Raw genomic sequence first — 22,753 nt, forward strand, 5'->3', positions numbered from 1 at the left:
TCGACAGCGCATCCCACTCGACGTCAGACAACTCGTAGCGACGACCCACGCCCTACATCATCCGACACCAAGATCCTTTGAAGACACTGCCTAGCGGCGTCCGGGCAACCGAATCAACCCGAGCCTCGCTTAGCGCGGGCAGTACTGGATCAAGCCGCCTTGTAGACGGTGTCGAGGTGCCATTCGAGGAAATCAGCACGCGGCCGGTCGCGGCGTCGTTCTGGCAAAGCGATCTGTTCGCCCGCCTTCGCATAGAACTGGTCACCGTTGCCGAACTCGCTGCGAAGCCGCGGACTGACCAGTAGGCGGTGCTTCGGATCGACGCCCAGGTAGCCACGGTCGAAGAGGATGTGCACGTCGGACTTGAGCAACAGGCCGTTGTCCAGCCGATGCTCGCCCCCCAGCGGGAGCGGGCGGATGTGCGCGGCCTGCAGCACGGGCTGGACCCTGTTGCCGGTGATCGCGCAACGTCGGCCGTAGGCTCCCAGGACCACCGCCTTGAATGACTGCTGCCCGAGCCGTTGGGGCACCAGTCGCGGGTCTCCGTAGACGGGTCCGGGACGATGCCAGGGCCCGCTCAGGTCAACCGCCGCCGTCGTCCCGATCAGACGGTGGATCAGCAGGTCGAAGTACGACGCCGAACCGGCGTCGGCCAGGTTGTAGGTCTTGCCCTGCACGATATTTGACGCGAACTCTGGCGGTGGATCGACGGTCGATTCGTCGGGGAAGAAGGTCACGTCCCGGACGAAGATGCAGCCGATGATCGGATCTTCCCCTGCACCGATCGCCTGCTTGCGGTAGCGCCCGACACTGCGGCGCATCTCGTCGATACTCGAAGCTCCATTGGCCTCGCCGAAGAGCTCCCACGCCTCGGAGATCCGTAGCTGCGTGAAGCCGCTGAAGAAGCCGCCACCCACCACCCGGTTCAGCGGAAAGTGTGCCTTGAACAGGAAGGGCTCGCCTGGAGTGAGAGCCCGAAATGTACCGCCGGAGGGCCGCCAGAAGTTGACCTCGTTCAGCGCGGGACGCTCCGCAAGGAAGCGGTACCACCTCTCGTCAGTCACCCCCACGAAGGCCTTCACAACGAACAGTGTTGATCAAAGAGGATTTAAACGCCACCACCTGAACGGTCACCTGTGCGCGCGTCGCGGCGGCCGCTGTCCTCAGAGACATTCAATCGCGCGAGCGAGGTGGCGAGGATCGTGCCGACCAGGACGCCGAGGAGCGCTGCAAGCAGCATCAGAAGCGTGCCCACGAGGCCGTGGCTGTCAGCACGGTCAAGCCCCGCCAGCCTTTGCCCCGACGTTCTGCGTCAGTGCGATCCGCCTCCCGCGATGGACCCCAGCGCTGGTCTCCCCGTCCAGGCCCACATTTCCAGCGCATCCCGGTCGACGAGCGTGATGTTGAGCTGTCGGGCTATCTGAATACCGTCGCCCGCAGTGAAGAAGCTGTTAGTCACGAGCATGCAGATCTCGCCACCGTGGATGTCTCGGCAGGTGCCGGCGAACCGCTGGATCGCGGCACTTCCGACCCGGTTGTCAGGGCTCTGCCGCTTGCACTGCACCACGACGCGTCGGCCGTCGGAAGCGACCGCCAGGACGTCCGCTCCCCGGTCGCCGGAGCCACCGCACACCGTCACGTTCCGAAACCCGGATGCGACCAGGATCCGGGCGAACCACTGCTCGAACTCGGGTCCGCTCATCGTGTCGGTCACCGCGATCAGCCTGTCCCGCTGGGCCTGGTCGGCCCGCTCGCGGGCACGCTGCTTCGACACGACAAGACCCACCGCGGCCGCCGCCATTACGACGAGGCTCACCAGGAGGGCGGACCAGTATGGGTGCCGCTGCACGAAGTCGATGACCATGCGGAGGAGCAGGAAAACGACGACGGCACACAGCGCCAGAACCCAGCCGTTGGCAGATCTGCCGCCACCGGCCACGCGGCGGGCCGTCGATCTGCGCCGAACGCTGCCCCTGCGCCGCCTTCGGTAGTGCGCCCGAACCCGCGCGCCACCCTTCCTGGTGTGGGACCTGACATACGGCACGAGGCACCTCCCCGGTCGAGGAAGCCTCAGTGTCGCGGTAGCGTGCGACAAACCCCCTGCACGGCCGTCGATGGTGTCCGGTACCCGTCAGTCGGCATCAGCCGACGTCCCACATGGGAGCGCCCGCAGCGGACCCACGGGCACCGCCGCACCTATACGGCGGGCGCCTCCGGCGTCGCGGTGGACCGGTCGACCAACGCCTGCCGCAGCGTCGCGGACTGCTCCACCGACCCCCCGCGTACCCCGAGACTGCGCCGGGCCGCCCGGTAGTACCCGTCGCGGGCCTCGTCGACCCGGGTCAGCATGCCCGCCACGTCCGACGGCGGCTCGACGATTCCCCGGGCGAGCCGTTCGACCTGCCAGATCGCGTCCCGCCAGCTGGCGGCGGCGACGACAGTCGGCTCGTCGCCGAGCAGCAGCAGGTTCTCCCAGACGATGGTGCGCCGAGCGTCCGCCTCAGCCAGCCGGACCAGCCCCTCCTCGCGGTCGATGGGGTGGCTTCGCGATCCCGGCCGGTGCTCGGACGTGAGTCGCAGCGCCACCGCGTGACTCTCCTTGAGGGCGTGCGCGTAGTCGACGTACGCGTCGAGCCGCCGCTCGTCCCAGCGGACGCTCTGGCTGCGACGCCATCGGGCGCGGTCGGCGAGGGACGTGGCGAGGATCGTGCCCGCGGTGCCAACCAGGACGCCGAGGAGTGCCGGAAGCTGCGTCAGAAGGTCGCTCACGCGATCGAGGCTGCCAGCCCCAGGCAATCCCGTCCGCCCCGACCCACGCCCGCGAGCTGCCCGCCCCCCGGTTCCGGTTGTCGGCGGCAGTCAGCAGGGATCAAGGAACACGGCTCAGGACGGGACGTCGCGGTGGCGGAAGGCGGCCACGCCGACGGCGAGCAGGGCCGCGGCCACCGCCGCCAGCACCACAAGGGGAAGCGCCGCCGGGTCGACAGCGGGCACGGCCGGCACATGGGTGTACGGCGAGACGTTGAGCGCGGCCTGTGGCAGCTCCAGCACCGCGCCGAGCTGCCCGAGGAGCAGGAAGACCAGCAACGCCGTCCAGGACAGCACTACCGACCAGCGGGGCAGCAGCCCGAAGATCGCGGTCACCACGCCGGCGATCACGAGCAGGGCGGGTAGCCGCAGCAGCGCGGCGCCGCCCAGCTCGACGGCCTGGCCGAGCGGGTCTCCGGTGACGATGCCGTACCCGAGGCCGGTGGTGACGCCGGCGAGGAGCAGCAGGGCGACCGCGCCGAGTGTCGCGGCGAGCACCTGGGTGCCGAGCCAGCGGGTACGGCTGACCGCCGTGGCGAGGGCGGCCTCCAGCACCCCGTCGGCTTCGTCGCCGCGTACGCGCAGCAGGGCCTGCACGACGTACGCGCCGATGGTCAGGGCGAAGAGGCCGAGCATCGCGGCCAGGTACGCGTTGATCAGGTCGGCTCCGCCACCCATCGCGTTGATCGCCTCGGCGGCGGCCGGATTCGCGTCGATCATGTCGTTGAACTCGTCGGCGGCGACGCCCATGGAGAGGCCGAGCACGGCCACCCCGACCGCCCAGCCGAGTAGCGTGCCGCGCTGCATCCGCCAGGCCAACCCGGTGGGGCTGAGCAGCCGTGGCGCGCCGGTGGCCGGGCCGCGTCGGGGGGCGATCAGCCCGGCGCCCTGGTCGCGTCGCTCGGCGAGGGTGTACGCCAGCGCCACTCCGGCGAGCAGCAGCGCGACGGGCAGGGCGAGCACCCACCAGCGTTCACCGTCGAAGGCTCGGACCTGGTTGCCCCAGCCGAGCGGGGAGATCCACGACGGCCAGGCGCTGCGCACGCGGGTGCCGTCGGCGCTCTGTTCGCCGAGGACGTCTCCGGCGGCGCGCAGCACGAAGGACAGCCCGAGGGTGGCGGCGGCGAGCGCGTTGGCGCCGCGCGAGGTGACGGAGAGCTGGGCGGTGACCGCGGCGATAGCGGTGAAGGCGACCCCGACGCCGCCGATCGCGGCCGCTGCCGCGACGGAGCCGGCGAGCGGCAGACCGGCGCCGACCAGCGCGACCGCGAGCAGCACGGCGGCCACTGTGTTCGCCGCGACGATGACGATCAGCGCGGCGGTGAGCGGCGCGTACCGGCCGACCACGTTGGCGCCGAGCAGTTCGGCGCGGCCGGTCTCCTCGTTCTGGCGGGTGTGCCGGGTCACCGCGAAGGTGCTCAGCAGCGCGACGATCAGGGCCAGCGTCACGTACGTCTCGGCGACGACCACGGCGCCGAGGTCGGTGCCGTGGATGGGGCCGTTGAAGGCGCGGGCGACCAGACTGGACGCCGAGGTGGTGGCGTAGCCCAGCCGGGTCTCCTGGTCCGGGTAGATGCCGGCGACGCTGCCGGCGAGGGCGTAGCCGAGCAGGGGCGTGCCGAGGATCCAGATGGCGAGGCGGATCCGGTCGCGGCGCAGCACGAGCCGGGCCAGCCGGGTCGCGCCGGTGAGGGCGCTCACCGGGCACCGCCCTGCGGGGCGTCCGCCTGCACATCGGCGTCCGAGGAGCCGGCGGCGGGAGCCCCCGATGCGGCGGTGGCGGGAGCGTCCGTGCCAGCAGTGGTGGCGGGGTCGTCGCCGTAGTGGCGGAGGAAGAGCTGCTCCAGGGTGGGTGGTGTGCTGGTCAGCGCGCGGACGCCGAAGCGGATGAGCTGGCCGAGCAGCTCGTCGAGGTGGGCGGGCTCGACCTCCAGGTGGGTGCGGCCGTCGACCTCGTGTACGTCGTGCACGCCGGGCAGCGCGTCCAGGCCGGTGACCGGGCGGGCGGTCTCGACGGTCACGGCCGTGCGGGTGAGGTGGCGCAGCTGGGTGAGGGTGCCGGATTCGACGGTGCGGCCCTCGCGGATGATGCTGACCCGGTCGCAGAGCGCCTCGACCTCGGCGAGCACGTGGCTGGAGAGCAGCACTGTGGCGCCGGCCTGCTTGACCCGCCGGACCTCGTCCTGGAACACCGCCTCCATGAGGGGGTCGAGGCCGGAGGTCGGCTCGTCGAGCACGTACAGCTCCACCGGGGAGGAGAAGGCGGCGACGATGGCTACCTTCTGCCGGTTGCCCTTGGAGTAGGTGCGGCAGCGGCGGGTCGGGTCCAGGTCGAAGCGGTGCAGCAGCTCGTCGCGGCGACGCCGGTCGAGGCCGCCGCGCAGTTGACCGAGCAGGTCGATGGCTTCCCCGCCGGTGAGGTTGGGCCAGAGGCTGACGTCGCCAGGCACGTACGCCAGCCGGCGGTGCAGGCGGACCGCGTCGCGCCACGGGTCGGCGCCGAGCACCTTGGCGTCGCCGGAGTCGCGGCGGAGCAGCCCGAGCAGGATCCGGATGGTGGTGGACTTTCCGGAGCCGTTGGGCCCGAGGAAGCCGTGCACCTCCCCCTGCTCGACGTGCAGGTCCAACCCGTCGAGTGCCCGGATGGCGCCGAACGTCTTGACCAGGTTGCCGATCGAGATGACGGGCATGGCCCCTCCTGCCGTTGGCTGCGTCGACCGTGACCACTGTACTGACCAACGGTCAGTCGAATCAATGGTGATGGTGCCCACCGGTCAGGACGTCGCTAGGCTGGCCGGCATGACCGCCGATCCCGCGGACGACACCCGCACCCGGATCCTGCGCGCCGCGCTCGACCTGTTCGCCGAACACGGCTACCAGCGCACCTCGCTGCGCCAGATCGGCGAGCGGCTGCGCCTCACCAAGACCGCGATCCTGTACCACTTCCCCGCCAAGGAGCATCTGCTCGCCGCCCTGGTCGAGCCGTTGGTGGCGGATCTGGAGGCGCTGCTCGACTCGGCGCAGACACAGCCCACCGAGCGGGCCCGGTGGACGGTGCTGGAGGGCTGGCTGGACACCATGCTCGCCCACCGCCGGCCGCTCGGCATGCTCTTCCACGACATCGCGCTGATCGGCCGGGGCGACACGTACCACCGCCTGATGGAGGTCGCGATGCGGGCCAACGACCTCATCGCCGGACCGAACGCGGGGCGTCGCGAGCGGGTCCTCGCGGTCCAGGCGGTGGGCGCGTGCAGCGATCCGGTCGTTTTCTTCACCGACGTGTCCGACGAGGTCCTGCGCGCCGACATGCTCGACGGCGCACGCCGACTGCTGGCCCCGCTGCCCACGAACGCCGCAGCCGGGCCGCGCGCCGACCCCGCGACCGCGCCGCACGCGGACCCCGCAGCCGGGCCGCGCACGGACCCCACAGCCGGATCGCGCACGGACCCCACGACCGGGCCGCGCACGGATGTCACAGCCGCCCCGCGCACGACGGTCCCGCCGCCAGCGGGCGAAGCCCCGACGCGTGTGACAGCGAGGGGCGCGGCCCCGGCAAGCGCTAGCTCGGCGACGCCACCGGGCGTGGCCGACGGTGCGGGGGCGACGAGCCGACGTCGGCGGCCGGGACGGCCGCCTGCGCTGGGCCGGGAGCAGGTCGAGGCGGCCCGGCGGATGCATGCGGCGGGCACCCACTCGGTGGACGCCATCGCCGCCGCGCTGGGGGTTTCGCGGGCGACCGTTTACCGCCACCTGACGGCACCATAACGAGACAGTTCTAAGACTGTTTCGAGACGGTTGTGATCCGGGTTTCAGGCGGCCAGCGTCGCGTAGCGGCCGTTGCTGTCCAGCAGGCTGGCGTGGGTGCCGGCCTCGACGATCCGACCGTGGTCGAGCACCGCGATCTGGTCGGCGTCGCGGACCGTGGAGAGCCGGTGCGCGATGGTGATCGTGGTGCGCCCCTGGGCGAGCACGTCGAAGGCCCGCTGTACGGCGCGTTCGGTCTCGGTGTCCAGCGCGCTGGTGGCCTCGTCGAGGACCAGGATGCGCGGGTCGCGCAGCAGCGTCCTGGCGATGGCGAGGCGCTGCTTCTCACCGCCGGAGAACCGGTGCCCGCGTGAGCCGACCACTGTGTCGTACCCGTCGGGCAGCCCGGCGATGAGATCGTGGATCTGGGCGGCGCGGGCGGCGTCCTCGATCTCGGCGTCGGTGGCCTCGGGCCGGGCGTAGCGCAGGTTCTCCCGGACGGTGGTGTGCAGCAGGTACGTCTCCTGGCTGACCACGCCGACGATCGCGGCCAGATCGGCCAGGCGCAGGTCGCGCAGGTCGACGCCGTCGACGGTGATCCGGCCGGCGGTCGGGTCGTGCAGTCGGCTGACCAGCCCGGCGAGGGTGCTCTTGCCCGAGCCCGTCTCGCCGACCAGGGCGAGGCTGGTGCCGGCGGGCACGTCGAGGGTGATCCCGGCGAGGGCTGCCGTGTCGCTGCCCGGGTAGCCGAAGGTGACGTCCTCCAGGCGCAGGTGGCCGCGCACCTGGGCGGGGTCGAGGCGGACCGGCTCGGTGGGGTCGGCCACGTCGACCGGTAGGTCCAGGTATTCGAAGATCCGGGCGAAGAGCGCCAGCGAGGCGGTGAGCGAGACACCCACGTTGAGCAGTCCCATCAGCGGTCGGAACAGGCCGCCCTGCAGGGCCGTGAAGGCGACAAGGGTGCCGATGCTCAGCGTGCCGGCGGTGCCGGGCAGCCCGGCGGCAAGGTAGATGACCGCCGGTACGGCGGCGAAGATGATGCTCATCGAGGCCATCCGCCAGCGGCCGGCCAGCTCGCTGCGCAGCTCCAGGTCGACAAGGCGGGCCGAGGAGGCGGTGAACCGGTCGATCAGCGCGGGGCCGGTGCCGAGGGTCTTGGCCAGCTGGACGCCACTGATCGAGAGCCCCTCCTCCACTGTGACGTTGAGGTCGGCGAGTTCGCGTTGCCGTTGGGCGGTGATCTCGCGACGCATCCGGGCGACCCGACGGGTCAGCCAGATGGCCGGGGGCAGCACCACGAGCGAGACCAGGGAGAGCTGCCAGGAGAGCGCGACCATGGCGACGACCGTGGCGACCACTGTGGTGAGGTTGGCGGCGACGGCGGTTGCGGTGGAGGTGACCACCGACTGCATGCCGCCGATGTCGTTGGTGATCCGGGACTGCACCTCGCCGGTGCGGGTGCGGGTGAAGAAGCCGAGCGACTGGCGCTGGAGGTGGCTGAAGACGTCGGTGCGCAGTCGGTGCATGACCCGCTGGCCGACCTGGGTGGAGATCCAGGTCTGCACGACGCCCAGGGCGGAGGTCACCGCCGCGACGGCGACCATGCCGACGACCAGCCAGACCAGCAGCGTCACGTCGCCCTGCGGCAGGGCCCGGTCGATCACGACACGCAGCAGGAACGGGGTGGCCATCGCGATGATCGAGGAGACCACGATGATCGCGGTGACGGCGGCCAGCGCGGGCCGGTGGGGGGTGAACAGGCGACCGATGCGGCGCAGCGACACCTGACGGGCCTGCGTCTTCTCTTCGGCGCTGACGGTGCGGTGGCCGCGGTCGCGGCCCTTCGGGGTGGGTTCCAAGGGGGGCACTGCCTTTCGTCGACAATATTGCTGAGGTTACCTCATCATGAGGGAGCAACCACATATCCTGCTACCGTATTCCGGTGACCGAGCACACCGTCGAGAGCGCCGACGACGAGAGCCTGGCGGAGACGTTCTGGGCGGTGGCGTCCCGTCTGCGCCGGCAGAGCCGCGACTCACTGGCGCCCTGGGACGTCACGCCCAGCCAGTCCCGGGCCCTCGGCGTGCTGGCCCGGCACGGTGAGGTACGCCCCGGCACCCTCGCCGAGCACCTGCGCATCGCGCCCCGCTCGGCGACCGAGGTCGTCGACGACCTTCAGACGCGAGGGCTGGTCGAACGCCGACCCGACCCGGCCGACCGTCGGGCGACCCTGGTCGCGCTCACCGAGGAGGGCGACCGGGTCAGCACCGCCATCCGGGCCGCGCGGCGGGCCGAGGCCGACCGCTTCTTCGGCCACCTCGACGACGCCGACCGCGCCGAACTGGCCCGCATCCTGCGCACCCTGCGCGGCTGACGGGTTTGCTCCCCGCGCCCACGGGTAGCCAGCGGCCCCGTCCGGTCGGCGGGACCGGCCGGCACCGGTCGGGGGCGAGGTGACGGGAGGCCCGGCTGATGTGCGGGATCAGCGGGGAGGCGCGGTTCGACGGCCGCTCGCCCGACGCGGCGGCGGTCACCCGGATGACCGAGGCGATGCGCTCACGCGGCCCGGACGACGAGGGCCTGTTCGCCGACGGTTGGGTGACCCTGGGGCACCGCCGGCTGACCATCATCGACCTGTCCGACGCGGGCGGGCAGCCGATGGTCCGCGACGACCTGGGCCTGGCGCTGGTCTTCAACGGCTGCATCTACAACTACCCGGAACTGCGCGAGGAGTTGCGCCACGCCGGGTACGCCTTCCACTCCACCAGCGACACCGAGGTGATCCTGGTGGCGTACGCCCACTGGGGTGAACGTTTCGTCGACCACCTGGTCGGCATGTTCGCGATCGGGCTGGTCGACCGGGTGCGGCGGCGGCTGATCCTGGCCCGCGACCGGCTCGGCATCAAACCGCTCTACCTCGCCGAGACACCGGGACGGCTGCGGTTCGCTTCCACCCTGCCCGCCCTGCTGCGGGCCGGTGACGTCGACACCGGCATCGACCCGGTGGCGCTGCACCACTACCTGTCCTGGCACTCTATCGTGCCCGCGCCGCGGACGGTGCTGCGTGGCGTGCGCAAGTTGCCGCCGGCCACCCTGCGGGTGATCGAGGCGGACGGGAGCAGCCGCGAGGAGGTCTACTGGCGACCCGACTACGTGCGGGAGCCCGCCGACGAAGGGATGGACGCCGCCGACTGGCGGGCCGCGATCGGCGACGCGCTACGCGCGGCGGTACGCCGACGGCTGGTCGCCGACGTGCCGGTGGGGGTGCTGCTCTCCGGCGGACTGGACTCCAGCCTCATCGTGGCGCTGCTCGCCGAGGCCGGCCAGCAACACCTGCGGACGTTCAGCATCGGCTTCGACAGCCGCGACGGCGAGTCCGGCGACGAGTTCCACTACTCCGACCTGGTGGCCCGCGCGTACGACACCGACCACCATCGGATCCGGCTGGCCGACGACGACCTGGTGCCCGCCGTCCGACGGGCCGTGCTGGCGATGACCGAGCCAATGGGTAGCCACGACGTGGTCGCCTTCCACCTGCTCTCCGAGCAGGTGGCGCAGCACGTGAAGGTGGCCCAGTCGGGTCAGGGCGCCGACGAGGTGTTCGCCGGCTACGGCTACCACCAGCCACTCGTCGAGGCGCCCCGGCACGGCGCCGCCGAGACGTTCGCCGCCGCGTTCTTCGACCGCGACCACGACGAGCTGCGCCGCATCGTCGGCCCGGCGTACGCGCTGGAGCACGACGCCAGCCGGGACCTGCTCACCGGGCACCTCGCCGCGCCCGGGGCGCAGACCGCGCTGGACGCCGTGCTGCGCCTGGACACCCACCTGATGCTCCCCGACGACCCGGTCAAGCGGGTGGACAGCATGAGCATGGCGTGGGGTCTGGAGGTGCGTACGCCCTTCCTCGACCAGGACCTGGTCACCCTGGCCGCGCACTGCCCGCCGGAACACAAGGTCAGTCAGGGCGGCAAGGGCGTACTCAAGGAGGTCGCCCGTGAGGTGCTGCCCGCCGAGGTGACCGACCGGCCCAAGGGCTACTTCCCGGTGCCGGCACTGCGCAACGTGGACGGCCCGGTGCGCGAGCTGGTGGCCGAGGCGTTGCAGGCGCCGGCCGCGCGCGAGCGGGGGCTGTTCCGCCCGGAGTACGTGGCACATCTGCTGGCCGAGCCGGACCGGGCGGAGGCCGCGGCCGGCAGCAACAAGTTGTGGCAACTCGGCCTGCTGGAGCTGTGGCTACAAACCCACGACATCCGCTGACCCGCTGGGCCGTGACGGGCCGTCAGCCGGCGGCGGTGCGGGCGACCAGGTCGTCGAGGACCACCTGCAGGTCTCCGGCGCGCTCCAGCACCCGCCGCTGCCGGGTGGCGCCGGTGCCGTCGCGGCGCAGCCGGGCGAGCTGCGCCAACACGTACCCGAGGTCGCCGTGGCGCAGCAGGGCCGGGGCGATCACCGCCATCAGCTCGTCGACGAGTGCCCACGCGGGGCGGGTGCCGCCGGCACGCAGGTCGATCAGCTCGCCGTCGAGACCGTCGTGAGCGGCCCGCCAGTGCGCCGCGGCGACCAGGCAGTCCCGGACGTTCGGGGCGCTCACCCCGGCGCGTACGTCGTCGGCGAGGGTGGCCACGAGCGACCGGACCAGCGCGGCGACCAGCACCGCGTCGTCCACCTCGGTGCAGACGTCACCGACGCGCACCTCCACCGTCGGGTACGTTGACGACGGCCGGGCGTACCAGTAGACCATCGCCGCGTCGAGCATGATGCCGGCGGCGATCAGCTCGCCGACGGTGCGGTCGTAGTCGGCGAGCGAGTCGAAGTACGGCGTCGGACCGATGCTGGGCCACCGTTCCAACTGCATCGAGCGCCAGCTGGCGTGCCCGGTGTCGTACCCGTCGTGCAGCGGCGAGTTGGTGGTGATCGCCTGCACCACCGGCAGCCACACCCGCAGGTGGTTGCAGACCTGCACGGCCAGTTCCCGGTCGGGCAGCCCGACGTGCACGTGACAGCCACACACCGCCGGGTCGTGCGCCACCGGACCGTACCGGCGCGACATCGCGTGGTAGCGCGGTTCGTCGGGGACCGTCCGGTGGGGTTCGGCCACCGGGGTGGCGCCGACCGCCACCAGTCGGGCGCCGGCCGCCGTGGCGGCCTCGGCGGCGGATCGGCGCAGCGCCACCAGGTGCGCGCGCAGTTCGGTGAGGTCGGAGCAGACCGGCGTGACCATCTCCACCATGCTGTGCCGGAACTCCTGGCGGCTCTGGTCCCGGGCGGGGCCGCGCAGCGCGGCGAGCACCTCATCGGCGACCGGCAGGTTCCGGCCGCTGTCCGGGTCGAGCAGCAGGTACTCCTCCTCCACGCCCAGCGTGAGGGTGAACAGGTCGGGCACGGTGTCGACGGCGGTCGGTCGGTACGCCATGGCCCCTCCCATCCCCCGCTGCGGCGGTGCCTCGGGTTCCCGGCCTACCCCGATGACAAACACCCGCTGAGGACCGCCGCGCGGGCGGTGAGGAAGGCCTGTTCGGCGGCGTTGTCCGTAAAGGCGACGGCCGTCCGGTACGCGTCGAGGGCCTCGGCGTCCCGACCGAGCCGGGCCACCGCGATCGATGCGGCTCGTACCACGGCAGCTAGGTCAAGGCCCTAGCATGGCCCCCGTGATCGAGGACTTCGCCAATCGGTTCCTGTGCGACATGGCCAGCCTCGACCCGTGCACAGCGGTCGTCGAGGCTGGCGAGCAGGATGTCGACGGGCTCACCGACTACAGCCCGGAGGGCCACCAGGCCCGGGCCGACCTCGCAGCCCGCGCCCTGGGCGAGCTCGAGAGCCTGGGCGACGCACTGGCGGCCACCGGCCCGCTGCACGCTCACCTCGCCGAACGGCTGCACACGCGTATCGCCTTCCACGATGCCGGGGAGGACCTGCGCGAACTGCACGTGGCCGCCACCGGTCCGCTCCAGCTCATCCGCCAGGCCGTCGAGGCCGCGGTTCCCGGCTCCGACGCCGAGGGCGCTGCCTTCGAGGAGGCCTGGGCTCGTGTCGGCGCACGCGTAGCCGCGATCCCCGCCGCCCTGGACGGGTATGCCCGCAGCCTCTCACTCGCCGCAGAGCGCGGCAATCTGCCGGCGCGGCGTCAAGTGGAGCTCGTCGCGCAGCGCTGCCGCAACTGGATCGACGACGATGTCGCCCTGGTGGAGCGCTACGGCGAGGGGTGTCAGCGGGCGTCGTTGCAGGCCGCAGCGACGGACGCGAGAGAGGCGTACCAGAAACTGGCTGGGACGCTGACAGCGGATCTGGCACCACAGGCCGTCGAGGAGGAGACGTTCGGCGAGCAGCGGTACGAACTCTGGGTGCGCACCTTCCTCGCGGCCCAGCCTGATGTGCGTGAGCTGTACGGCTGGGGCTGGGACGAGTTCAGAGCGATAGAGGCAGAACTGATCGCGGAAGCGAAGGCTCTGGGCGGGAGCGTGCCAGAGGCGCTTGCCCGGCTCAACAGCCCCGACGCACCCGGCACCCTGCACAGCAGGGAGTCGTTCGCCGCGTGGTTGCAGGAACTGTTGGAGGCCGCCACCGAGCGGCTGGACGGCGTGTACTTCGACATCCCCGCCCCGTTGCGGCGCGTCGAGTCGCGGTTGACCACGTCGTCCGGCATCGCCTACACCGGGCCGTCGCGGGACCTGACGCGGCCGGGCCGGGTCTGGTGGTCAGTCCCCGAGGACGCGACGAGTTTCCCCACCTGGTACGCCTACAGCACCGCCTATCACGAGGGTGTTCCCGGCCACCACCTCCACCTCGGCTCGGAGGTGTGCCGGGGTGGCCTCGGGCAGAGGCTCAACCTGCTCGGCGGCCTCTCCGGCAGCCAGGAGGGCTGGGCACTGTACGCCGAGCGGTTCATGGACGAGCTCGGGCTCTACGAACAGCCGGGTGCTCGACTGGGGTACCTGTACATGCGGCTGCTGCGCGCCGCGCGGGTCGTGCTCGACATCGGCCTGCACCTGCGACTGCCGATGCCAGCTGGCGATGGAGCCGTGTGGACGGCGGACGCGGCGCTGAAGCTGTTGCAGGACCGCTGCCATCAGGGGCCGTACGCATCCGCCGAGCTCGCGCGTTACCTGGGCCGGCCAGGGCAGGCGCTGGCCTACAAGGCGGGTGAGCGCGTGTGGCTGGCAGGCCGCTCGTCCTTCCCCGGCGACCGGCGCGCATTCCATCGCCAGGCCCTGGAGCTGGGTTCGCTGGGCTTGGATCAGTTGACAGCTTGCCTCCAGTCCCGGCCTACCCCGGTGGCAGACGCGCGCTCAGGGCCGTCGCGCGCCCGGTGAGAAAGGCCCGTTCAGCCGCGTTGTCCGTCAGGGCGACAGCCGTCCGGTACGCCTCGACGGCCTCCCCGCCGCGGCCGAGCCGAGCCAGCAGGTCGGCGCGGACCACGTGGTAGACGTGGTAGCCGACCAGGTCGAGGCGGTCCACCTCGGTCAGCGCGACCGCCGGTCGGGACAGCTCGGCGAGCGCGACGGCCCGGTTCAGCGCCACCACCGGGCTGGGGGCGACGACCGTCAGCTGGTCGTACAGCTGAAGGATCTGGGCCCAGTCGGTGTCGGCGGCGCGCCGCGCGGCGCTGTGCACGGCGGCGATCGCGGCCTGGATCTGGTACGGGCCCGGCCGGTCGCGGCGCAGGCAGCGGCGGACCAGCGCCTGCCCCTCGGTGATCAGCTCGGCGTCCCACCGGGCCCGGTCCTGGCTCGGCAGCGCCACCAGCTGACCCTCGGCGTTGGTCCGCGCGGGGCGGCGGGACTCGGTGAGCAGCATCAACGCGAGCAGGCCGAGCGCCTCGGGCTCGTCCGGCATCAGCTCGACCAGCAGCCTGGTCAGCCGGATCGCCTCGGCGCACAGCTCGGCCCGGACCAGGTGCGGGCCGGCGCTGGCCGTGTACCCCTCGTTGAAGATCAGGTAGAGCACCGCGAGGACGCCGTGCAGCCGGTCGGGCAGGTCGGCGTCGCGGGGCACCCGGTACGGGATCCCGGCGTTGCGGATCTTCGACTTGGCGCGGACCAGCCGCTGCGCCATCGTCGGCTCCGGCACCAGGAAGGCTCGGGCGATCTCGGCGGTGCTCAGTCCGCCGAGCAGCCGCAGGGTGAGGGCGACCCGGGTGCTCGGGGCGAGCGCCGGATGGCAGCAGGTGAAGATCAGCCGTAGCCGGTCGTCGTGCACCGGTCCCTCCTCGGCGGGTGGGTCGGCGGCGTACAGCAGGGCCGCCTGGGCGTGCCGGTCGGCCCGGGACGCGTCGCGGCGCAGCCGGTCGATCGCCCGGTTCCGGGCCGTGGTGATGATCCAGCCGGCCGGACTGGGCGGCAGGCCGGTCGTCGGCCAACGCGCCACCGCGACGACGAAAGCCTCCTGGACGGCCTCCTCGGCGAGGTCGATGTCGCCGAGAAGGCGAACCAGGACGGCGACCGCCCGGCCGTACTCCGCGCGGAACACCGTCTCCACGTCGGGCACTGTCAGTCGCCGGCCCCACCCTGGAAGGGGCGCACCTCGATCGGCAGGGTGGTGGCCAGCGCGTAGCGGCGGCCCCACAGCAGGGCGGCGTCCAGGTCCGGCACGTCGATGATGGTGATGCCGCCCATGTATTCCTTGCCCTCCACGAACGGTCCGTCGGTGGTGAGCACCTCGCCGTCGCGGGGCCGCAGCACGGTGGCGGTCTCCGGGCCGTGCAGGCCCTGCCCGAAGACCCACGACCCGGTGGACGCCAACTCGTCGCGCAGCTCGCCGAGCTGACGCATCACCCCGGCCAGGAACTCCGGCTCCGGCGGCAGCTCACCCTGCGGCTGGTGGATGCTGAGCAGGTACAGCGTCATCGTTCCTCCTCGCGGGGGGCCGGCCCGTCGCCGACCTCTCATCCTCCACACGATCGGCGGCCGCCCGGATCGACAGGCCGGCGAAAAATTGTCGGCGTCCGACCCGGCCCGCTGTTGGCGTCCTTTGCTCTGCACCCGCGGACGCGACGGGTGCACGGGCACGGGTGTCGCATCGGCGGGTGCAGAGCAAAGGATGAAGAGCAGGGATGCGGTCCGCGAGTGCCGCGCCCGGATCCGGTAGCCATGCCCGCGACGGTTGTGGGTAGACCCCGGTGTGGTCGACGGCTTGCGGGTGATTGTGGTCGGCGCCGGCTTCTCCGGGCTCGCCGCCGCGCTGACGCTCACCCGTGCCGGCGCCCAGGTGCGATTGTTGGAGGCCCGTGGCCGGGTGGGCGGTCGGGTGCTGACCCGATGGCTGCCCGAGCTCACGCAACTCGACCTGGGGGCGCAGTGGATCGGTCCGACCCAGGATCGGATGTACGCGCTGGTCGCCGAGCACGGGCTGGCCACCTTCGCCTCGGCATCGATCGGCGCGCCCACGGTGCTCTGGGCCGGTGCGCGCCAGGCCGAGCCGCCGGTGCAGGTGGGCCGGGTGCTCGGCCTGCTCGACGAGTACGCCGCACGACTGGACCCGGCCGCACCCTGGGCGACGCCGGAGGCCGCACTGTGGGACCGGACGACCCTCGGCGGGTGGCTCGCCGTCACGGCCGGGGACGACGACACCGCCGACTACCTGGGGCGGGTGCTCGCCGGCGGGCTGCTGGCCACCGGCGCCGACGAGCTGTCCCTGTTGCACCTGCTGTTCTACCTGCGCAGCGCCGGCGGGACCGGGCCGTTGCTGGGGATGGCCGGTGGCGCGCAGCAGGACCGGATCGTGGGCGGGCCGGCTGCGCTGGCGGAGCGGATGGCCACCGCCCTGCCACCGGGCACGCTGACGCTGGCCGCGCCGGTGCGAGCCATCGAACAGACCGTCGACGGCGTGACGGCGTGGACCGACACCGGGCGCGTCGACGGCGACGCCGTGGTGGTCGCGCTGGCCCCGGCGCTGGCCGGCCGGATCCGGTACGACCCTCCGCTGCCTCCACTGCGTGACGGGCTCACCCAGCGCATGCCGATGGGTTCGGCACTGAAGGTGCACGCCGTCTACCCGGAGCCGTTCTGGCGGGCCGACGGGCGCTCCGGGGTGGCCACCACCAGCGCCGGTCCGCTCACCGAGACGGTCGACAACTCCACCCCGACCTCACCGATCGGGGTGCTGACCGGGTTCAGCTACTCCACGGACGCCGCCACGCTGCGTGGCATGTCCCCCGCGCGACGTCGGCAGTGCCTGCTGGAAGCGTTCGCCAGCGTGGTCGGGCCGCGTGCCGAGGACCCCGTGGATCTCGTCGAGTACGACTGGTCGGCCGACGAGTGGACCCGGGGCTGTTTCTCCGGTGCGCTCACCCCGGGCACCTGGCGGACCTACGGCCCGCACCTGCGGTCGCCGGTGGGGCGGGTGTACTGGGCGGGCACCGAGACGGCCACCCGCTGGACTGGCTACCTGGAGGGAGCGGTGCGCGCCGGTGAGCGGGCGGCGGCCGAGGTGCTGGCCGGCTGAGCGGCACGACCGCAGCCGGCCCGGTCTCGGCGGGACCGGGCCGGCCACGGCCCTGGGTGCGACCCGGCCGACCCGGTCCGTCAGACGTCCGGGCCGGCGCGGGCGCCCCGGTCAGGGATAGGTGGTCAGGTACACCTGCTGGTTGGCCGCGTTCGCGGTGCCACCGGCGTTGTTGATCACCCGGTTGATGGTGCCGACGCCACCGAGCGAGACGGTGACCATGTTCGTGAAGCGCACGTTCGGGTTGTTGGGAACCTCGAAGGACCGTTCCTCGACCACCGCGGGATTGACGTTGAAGTAGCTGTAGCTGCCCAGCCCGAACGCCTGGTGGCTGGTCACCGAATCGGCCACCTTGTACGCGGCGTAGCCCCGGGTCGACCCGTTCATCCAGGCCGCCTGGTTCGGTGGGTCGTAGGGCAGCTCGTTCTGGTAGAAGTACGTCCGCCCGCCGTTGCCGTTCCAGATGGTCTGGTACTTCTGGTAGTGCTCGACGAAGAGGCCGTACATGGTGACGTTGTCGCCGTTGACGGTGAGCCCGGTGTCGGCGGTGTTCAGCGTCCACCCGGTCGGTACGCCGCTGGCGGCGTGGTCGGCCCGCCACAGCCACATGTGGTCGCCGATCACGTTGTCGCTGTTGACAGTCAGCGTGTTGGTGGCCTTGCCGACGTGCGGCCCGCCGATGCGGAAGAACACGTCGTGCAGCGAGGTCGGGTTCGTGGCGTGGCTCGCGGACGAGCCGGACGGCCCGACCTCCATCAGCACCGGCGAGTTCGTCGTGCCGGCCTCGAACATGATGCCGGCCACCTTCACGCCGTCCACATCGGCCACCCGCATGCCCACCGCGCCGTTGTCGGCCTGGATGGTGGCCAGGCCGAGACCGAGGACGACAGTGTCGGCCCGGTTGACCTGGATCGGCTCGGTGACGCGGTGCACGCCAGGGGTGAAGAGCAGGTGCCGCCCCTGGGCGAGGGCCGCGTTGATGGTGGCGGCGCTGGTGCCGGGCTGGACCACGTAGAACTGCGACAGCGAGATGGACGAGCCGGCCGGGGTCTTGTTGTACCAGCTGGTTCCGGTGGAGTTGGTGCGCAGCGCCGGCACGAAGACCCGGTACTCACCGGTGCCGTCGACGTAGAGGAACGGCTTCTCCCGTACCTGCGGGGTCTGCGGGATGACGGTGTGCGACGGGTTGGGGAAGCTTGGCGCGGGAGCGCCGTTGACGCCCTGGAAGACCATGTTCCACACCGAGCCGGTCCAGCCGTTGCCGAACTCGCTGTTGCGGGAGTACCACTGCTGCTGCGAGCCGGAGACGACCAGGCCGTCGATGCGGGTGTCGGCCATCAGGCCACCGCTGGACCAGCCGTCGCCGCCATTCCAGAGCTGGATCTGGTTCTGCGCGCCGCGCAGGTGCATCCGCCGGTACGGCGCCGCCTGCGACACCGCCCAGCGCTCCACTGTCTGCCCGGCGGGCAGGGTGACCGACAGGTTCTCGGCGGCCCGCCAGAAGTTCTGGGTGGCGTTGCCGCCGAACCAGAACGCCTCGGCACGCACGTGGCCGTTGAGGTTGACGTCGTCGGGGCTCATGCCGAGGCCGGCGACCTGGGTGAAGAAGCCGAGGTTGACGTCGGCGGTGTAGTTGCCGGGCTTGAACAGCACCGCGTAGCGCTGCGGGCCGAACTGGTTGGTCTCCTGCTGGGTGAAGAGCGTGTTCAGTCGACTCTGGATGGTCGACGTCGGCGTGCTCGGGTCGAAGACGAACGTGTTCGGCCCGAGGTTCGGGTTGCGCGGGTCGGTCGTGTCGACCGGGGGCTCGCCGGTTCCGCCGCCGGTGGTGTTCACCGCCAGCTCCCACAGCGAGTAGCCGTAGGCGGTGCCTCGGGCGGTGCCGTACATCCGCAGGTAGCGCCCGCTGCCGGTGACGGTGAGCGACTGCGTGCCGCCGGTTGCCGTGGTGGTGGAGTAGATGGTGGTCCAGGTGGCCCCGTCGGCCGAGGTCTGGAGCTGGAAGGCCCGGGCGTACGCGGCCTCCCAGGTGAGCACCACCCGGCAGATGGTGCGGGTGCTGCCGAGGTCGACGCGCAGCCACTGGGGGTCGCTGGCGGCGCTGGCCCAGCGGGTGCCCGGGTTGCCGTCGACCGCCGCGGATGCCGCGAGGCCGGCGTCCTGGCTGGACGAGGCGGTCGCCGGGCTGCCCTGCGCGACGTTGGTGCTGCCGCAGGTCGGCGTGGTGCCGCCGGTCTCGCCGTACACCTGGAACTCCCAGAGCGAGTAGCCGTAGCCGGTGCCCCGGGCGGTGCCGTTCATCCGTACGTAGCGGCCGGCGCCGGTGACGGTGAGGTTCTGGGTGCCGCCGGTGCCGGTGGTGGTCGAGTAGATCGTCGTCCAGGTGGCACCGTCGTCGGAAGTCTGGAGCTGGAAGGCCCGGCCGTAGGCACCCTCCCAGAGCAGGTTGACCTGGCTGATGGTGGCCCGGGCGCCCAGGTCGACCTGGAGCCACTGCGGGTCGCTGAACGCGCTGGCCCAGCGGGTGCCGGTGTTGCCGTCGACGGCTGCGGAGGCCGGGGTGCCGGCGTTCTCGCTGGACGAGGCGGTGGCGGGGCGGCCCTGGGACAGCAGGGTGGGCGCGGCCTGCGCGGGCGTTGTGGCGCCGGTCGGGGTGAGCGCCGCGACCAGGGCCACGGTGAGCCCGACCAGCAGGTGCCGGACGACGCGTCGAGGACGCGGGCGTACGGATGTTGCACGAGATGTCATGACATCGCCTGTCGATAGGGGGCTACGAGGGGGTGCCGCGTGGATGGGATCGGCTCGCCCCGTGGCGCCGTGGGTGGTGCCGCCGATGCGGCGTCGCGGGTCGGAGAGCGCTCTCGTAGGAGTGTTGCGGCGAGATTGCGACGGCGTCAAGACATCGATCTATAACTTCGTTATTTATCCCGAGGATTCTTTTTGGGTAATTTGCCGACGGCGCAGCAGTCGTCACCGCTCAGCGGCGGACGCCACCCTCGGTGAGGAAGCGGGCGATCGGGAGGGTTGCCGCGCCCAGCGCCACCGCGTCCACCCCGAGCCGGCACAGCTCGATCGACGCCTGCTCGTACGGCTGGCGCAGCGCCTGCCGACCGGCGGCCTCCCGCACAGCCGGTAGCAGGTCGCCGAGGGCCATCGCCGCCCAGCCGCCGAGTACCACGCGCTCCGGGTTGAACAGGTTGATCAGGTTGGCCACCCCGGCGCCGAGGTAGCCGGCGGTGTCCTCCAGCACGCGTCGGGCGGTGGCCGAGGTCTCGGCGGCGGCGACCAGCGCGGCGATCTGGGACTCCTCGTCCTCGCCCGGCACCGGTCGGCCCCGGCGCGCCTCCCGGTAGCGGTCGATGATCGCCTCCGCCCCCACGTACGCCTCCAGGCAACCGCGCGCGCCGCACCGGCAGACCCGGCCGCCGTACACCAGGGTGGTGTGCCCCCACTCCCCCGCGCTGCTGGACGCGCCCCGGTAGGTGGCGCCGTTGGTCACCACCGACGCGCCCACGCCCGAGCCGACAAGCGCGAAGACGGCGTGCCGGGCGCCCCGGCCGGCGCCGAACCACATCTCGGCCTGGCCGAGGGTCTTCGCGCCGTTGTCGATGTGCAGCGGCAGGTCGGTGCCGGCGCCGATCAGACGCTCCAGCGGCACCCGGTCCCAGCCGAGGGCCTGGGCGTGCACGACCGCCTCGGCGCCCTGCTCGACCACGCCGGAGACGCCGACGCCGACGCCGAGCACGTCGCGCGGGGCCACCCCGGCCTGGCTGGTGACCGCTTCGATGCCGGCCAGCACGTGCCCGGCCACCAGGTCGGGCTCGGTGCGGGCCGGGTCGAGCGGGTACTCGACGCTGGCCAGCAGGGCCATCGCGAAGTCGAACAGCTCCACCCGGACCCGGGTCTCGCCGACGTCGACGCCGATCAGGAAGGCGAAGCGCGGCGCGATCCGCAGCAGCATGCTGGGCCGGCCGCCGTCGGACTCGGCGGCGCCGACCTCGGCGACCAGTCCTTCGTCGATCATGTCGGCCACCACGTTGCTGACCGCGGGTTGGCTCAGCCCGGTGCTGCGCACCAGGTCCTGCCGGGTGAGCGGGCCGTCCAGGAAGAGCTTGGTCAGCAGGGCGGACCGGTTGCGCAACCGCACGCTGCGGTTGGTGGCACGCGCCAGCTCCACTCGTCACCTCGTTCCCGTCGGCCGTTCGAGGCGACTGTAACCGCCTCGTGCTTGACGACCCACCGGCCAGCAACTTTAATGACGACATAAATTAAGCCGTGATGTAACTCCCGGGAAACGCCGACGGACCCCAACGGCGCACCCCCGAACCCTGTCCGCAGCCGGCCCCCGTCGCCCGACCCCTATCGGTGACGAAGGTCGGCGGACCCCCACCACGCACCGGAAGGGCTGACCCGTGTCGAGACGACACCTCGGGATATTCACCGCCGCCGTACTGGCGGCCGCCTCGCTGACCGCCTGCGGAGGCTCCGGCGACGACTCCGCCGCATCGCCCAAGACGCTCACCTACTGGGCCAGCAACCAGGGCGCCAGCCTGGAGGCCGACAAGACCATCCTCCAGCCGGAGTTGGACAAGTTCGAGAAGCAGACCGGGATCAAGGTCACCGTCGAGGTGGTCCCCTGGTCGGATCTGCTCAACCGCCTGCTGGCCGCCGCCGCCTCCGGCAAGGGCCCGGACGTGGTCAACATCGGCAACACCTGGTCGGCGTCGTTGCAGGCCACCGGCGCGCTGGTCGAGTTCGACGACGCCGCCCTGCAGGCCGTCGGCGGCAAGGACCGGATCGTGCCCGCCGCGCTCGCCGCCGCCGGCGCCCCCGGCAAGCCGCCGGCCGCCGTGCCGCTCTACAGCATGGCGTACAGCCTGTACTACAACAAGAAGTCGTTCGCCGACGCCGGCATCACCGCGCCGCCGACCACCTGGGAGCAACTCGCCGAGTACGGCAAGAAGCTGAGCACCGGCGGCAAGTGGGGCCTGGCGATCGAGGGCGCCAACCCGTCGGAGAACGCCCACCACGCGTTCACCTTCAGCCAGCAGTACGGCGGCGAGTGGTTCGACTCGGCCGGCAAGCCGACCTTCGACACCCCGCAGAACGTCTCGGCGATCAAGCGGTACATCGACTTCATGGCCGCCGACAAGATCACCAACCCGAGCAACGCCGAGTACGCGCAGAACCAGTCGGTCTCCGACTTCGCCAACGGCAAGGCGGCCATGCTGCTGTGGCAGTCCGCCGGGTCGAACCTGAAGACGCAGAACATGCCCGCCGACGCGTACGGGGTGGCCCCGGTGCCGTTCCTGGCCAGCCCGCCGGCCGGCGGCAAGAAGGTCAACAGCATGGTCGCCGGGATCAACATGGCGGTCTTCAAGCACACCAAGAACAAGGACGGCGCGCTGAGCTTCGTCAAGTTCATGACCAGTGACGAGGAGCAGACGCTCCTCAACAAGACGTACGGCTCGCTGCCGGCGGTGAAGACCGCGGCCTCCGACCCGGCGTTCAGCGCCCCCGAGCAGAAGACCATCCAGGAGACCCTGGTCACCACCGCCGCCCCGCTGCCGCAGGTGCCCGACGAGAGCACCTTCGAGACCCTGGTCGGCACCGCGATGAAGGAGCTGTTCGCCGACGCGGCCAGCGGCAAGCCGGTCACCGAGGAGTCGGTGAAGGCCAAGCTGACCGACGCGCAGCAGAAGATGCGCTGACCCAGGCGTCACCGGTGGCCGTGGTCGGGCGCTGAGCCCGGCCACGGCCA

The 22,753-nt window shown here is 71.8% G+C and carries 17 protein-coding genes and 1 pseudogene; 6 read left to right on the forward strand and 12 right to left on the reverse strand.

The window, feature by feature from the left end; genetic code table 11:
* Positions 1–149: 149 nt before the first annotated feature.
* The 6 genes and pseudogenes from ABZ794_RS27585 to ABZ794_RS27610 all read right to left on the reverse strand — a co-directional run.
* Positions 150–1,082 (reverse strand): HNH endonuclease, encoded by a 933-nt coding sequence (locus tag ABZ794_RS27585; protein ID WP_210782343.1) that lies wholly within the window; start codon positions 1,080–1,082, stop codon positions 150–152.
* A 26-nt stretch (positions 1,083–1,108) separates the two neighbouring features.
* On the reverse strand, positions 1,109–1,255 hold the full coding sequence (locus ABZ794_RS27590) for a hypothetical protein (protein ID WP_210782341.1): 147 nt from the start codon (positions 1,253–1,255) through the stop codon (positions 1,109–1,111).
* Positions 1,256–1,312: 57 nt separating this feature from the next.
* Entirely contained in the window at positions 1,313–1,939 is a 627-nt protein-coding gene (locus tag ABZ794_RS27595) for a restriction endonuclease (RefSeq protein WP_357518264.1), read from the reverse strand.
* A 257-nt stretch (positions 1,940–2,196) separates the two neighbouring features.
* Positions 2,197–2,769: a hypothetical protein gene (locus ABZ794_RS27600; RefSeq protein WP_357518266.1), complete on the reverse strand. Its 573-nt coding sequence runs from the start codon at positions 2,767–2,769 to the stop codon at positions 2,197–2,199.
* A 114-nt stretch (positions 2,770–2,883) separates the two neighbouring features.
* The gene (locus ABZ794_RS27605; RefSeq protein ID WP_357518268.1) at positions 2,884–4,509 is read right to left on the reverse strand and encodes an anibiotic ABC transporter; all 1,626 of its coding nucleotides are present in this window, start codon (positions 4,507–4,509) and stop codon (positions 2,884–2,886) included.
* Positions 4,510–4,628: 119 nt separating this feature from the next.
* A pseudogene (locus ABZ794_RS27610) lies at positions 4,629–5,498 on the reverse strand (ABC transporter ATP-binding protein); the annotation flags it as partial.
* Positions 5,499–5,607: 109 nt separating this feature from the next.
* On the opposite strand from ABZ794_RS27610, the gene ABZ794_RS27615 reads away from it, so the two are divergent.
* Positions 5,608–6,573, forward strand: a complete 966-nt coding sequence (locus ABZ794_RS27615; protein ID WP_357518270.1) for a TetR family transcriptional regulator — start codon at positions 5,608–5,610, stop codon at positions 6,571–6,573.
* 44 nt (positions 6,574–6,617) lie between these two features.
* Here ABZ794_RS27615 and ABZ794_RS27620 read toward each other — a convergent pair whose 3' ends face one another.
* The gene (locus ABZ794_RS27620; RefSeq protein ID WP_357518272.1) at positions 6,618–8,411 is read right to left on the reverse strand and encodes an ABC transporter ATP-binding protein; all 1,794 of its coding nucleotides are present in this window, start codon (positions 8,409–8,411) and stop codon (positions 6,618–6,620) included.
* Between the two features lie 83 nt (positions 8,412–8,494).
* Between ABZ794_RS27620 and ABZ794_RS27625 the strand changes: the two genes are divergently transcribed.
* Together ABZ794_RS27625 and ABZ794_RS27630 are read left to right on the forward strand one after the other, a co-directional pair.
* Positions 8,495–8,926 carry a MarR family winged helix-turn-helix transcriptional regulator gene (locus tag ABZ794_RS27625; protein WP_238688777.1) on the forward strand — a complete coding sequence of 144 codons (432 nt, stop codon included), beginning with the start codon at positions 8,495–8,497 and terminating at the stop codon, positions 8,924–8,926.
* Between the two features lie 98 nt (positions 8,927–9,024).
* Positions 9,025–10,809 carry an N-acetylglutaminylglutamine amidotransferase gene (locus ABZ794_RS27630; protein ID WP_357518274.1) on the forward strand — a complete coding sequence of 595 codons (1,785 nt, stop codon included), beginning with the start codon at positions 9,025–9,027 and terminating at the stop codon, positions 10,807–10,809.
* A 22-nt stretch (positions 10,810–10,831) separates the two neighbouring features.
* On the opposite strand, the gene ABZ794_RS27635 is transcribed toward ABZ794_RS27630, so the two are convergent.
* A complete protein-coding gene (locus ABZ794_RS27635) occupies positions 10,832–11,965 on the reverse strand; it encodes a glutamate--cysteine ligase (RefSeq protein WP_357518276.1) in 1,134 nt (377 codons plus the stop codon).
* Between the two features lie 235 nt (positions 11,966–12,200).
* Here ABZ794_RS27635 and ABZ794_RS27640 point away from each other — a divergent pair, with 235 nt between their 5' ends.
* Complete coding sequence (locus ABZ794_RS27640; RefSeq protein ID WP_357518278.1) at positions 12,201–13,862, forward strand: DUF885 domain-containing protein; 1,662 nt, start codon at positions 12,201–12,203, stop codon at positions 13,860–13,862.
* Here the strand turns inward: ABZ794_RS27640 and ABZ794_RS27645 are convergent.
* Both ABZ794_RS27645 and ABZ794_RS27650 read right to left on the reverse strand, forming a co-directional pair.
* The gene (locus ABZ794_RS27645) at positions 13,816–15,036 is read right to left on the reverse strand and encodes an RNA polymerase sigma factor (protein WP_357518280.1); all 1,221 of its coding nucleotides are present in this window, start codon (positions 15,034–15,036) and stop codon (positions 13,816–13,818) included. The genes ABZ794_RS27640 and ABZ794_RS27645 overlap by 47 nt on opposite strands.
* 2 nt (positions 15,037–15,038) lie before the next feature.
* Complete coding sequence (locus tag ABZ794_RS27650) at positions 15,039–15,395, reverse strand: YciI family protein (protein ID WP_357518282.1); 357 nt, start codon at positions 15,393–15,395, stop codon at positions 15,039–15,041.
* Between the two features lie 292 nt (positions 15,396–15,687).
* On the opposite strand from ABZ794_RS27650, the gene ABZ794_RS27655 reads away from it, so the two are divergent.
* Positions 15,688–16,992 (forward strand): FAD-dependent oxidoreductase, encoded by a 1,305-nt coding sequence (locus tag ABZ794_RS27655; protein WP_307850490.1) that lies wholly within the window; start codon positions 15,688–15,690, stop codon positions 16,990–16,992.
* 111 nt (positions 16,993–17,103) lie between these two features.
* Here the strand turns inward: ABZ794_RS27655 and ABZ794_RS27660 are convergent, their stop codons facing one another.
* A complete protein-coding gene (locus tag ABZ794_RS27660; protein ID WP_357518284.1) occupies positions 17,104–19,740 on the reverse strand; it encodes a discoidin domain-containing protein in 2,637 nt (878 codons plus the stop codon).
* A 229-nt stretch (positions 19,741–19,969) separates the two neighbouring features.
* The gene (locus tag ABZ794_RS27665) at positions 19,970–21,169 is read right to left on the reverse strand and encodes an ROK family transcriptional regulator (protein WP_210782312.1); all 1,200 of its coding nucleotides are present in this window, start codon (positions 21,167–21,169) and stop codon (positions 19,970–19,972) included.
* A 235-nt stretch (positions 21,170–21,404) separates the two neighbouring features.
* Between ABZ794_RS27665 and ABZ794_RS27670 the strand changes: the two genes are divergently transcribed.
* Positions 21,405–22,703 (forward strand): sugar ABC transporter substrate-binding protein, encoded by a 1,299-nt coding sequence (locus ABZ794_RS27670; protein WP_210782310.1) that lies wholly within the window; start codon positions 21,405–21,407, stop codon positions 22,701–22,703.
* The last annotated feature ends 50 nt before the right edge of the window (positions 22,704–22,753 follow it).

This window comes from Micromonospora sp. NPDC047187 (assembly GCF_040643355.1).
GTDB classification, from domain to species: domain Bacteria; phylum Actinomycetota; class Actinomycetes; order Mycobacteriales; family Micromonosporaceae; genus Micromonospora; species Micromonospora salmantinae.

Bases quoted from the DNA above. Each gene is read 5' to 3' on its own strand.
- ABZ794_RS27615 (WP_357518270.1), top strand. From the start codon at position 5,608: ATGACCGCCGATCCCGCGGACGACACCCGCACCCGGATCCTGCGCGCC.
- ABZ794_RS27630 (WP_357518274.1), top strand. From the start codon at position 9,025: ATGTGCGGGATCAGCGGGGAGGCGCGGTTCGACGGCCGCTCGCCCGAC.
- ABZ794_RS27635 (WP_357518276.1), bottom strand. From the start codon at position 11,965: ATGGCGTACCGACCGACCGCCGTCGACACCGTGCCCGACCTGTTCACC.
- ABZ794_RS27650 (WP_357518282.1), bottom strand. From the start codon at position 15,395: ATGACGCTGTACCTGCTCAGCATCCACCAGCCGCAGGGTGAGCTGCCG.
- ABZ794_RS27660 (WP_357518284.1), bottom strand. From the start codon at position 19,740: ATGACATCTCGTGCAACATCCGTACGCCCGCGTCCTCGACGCGTCGTC.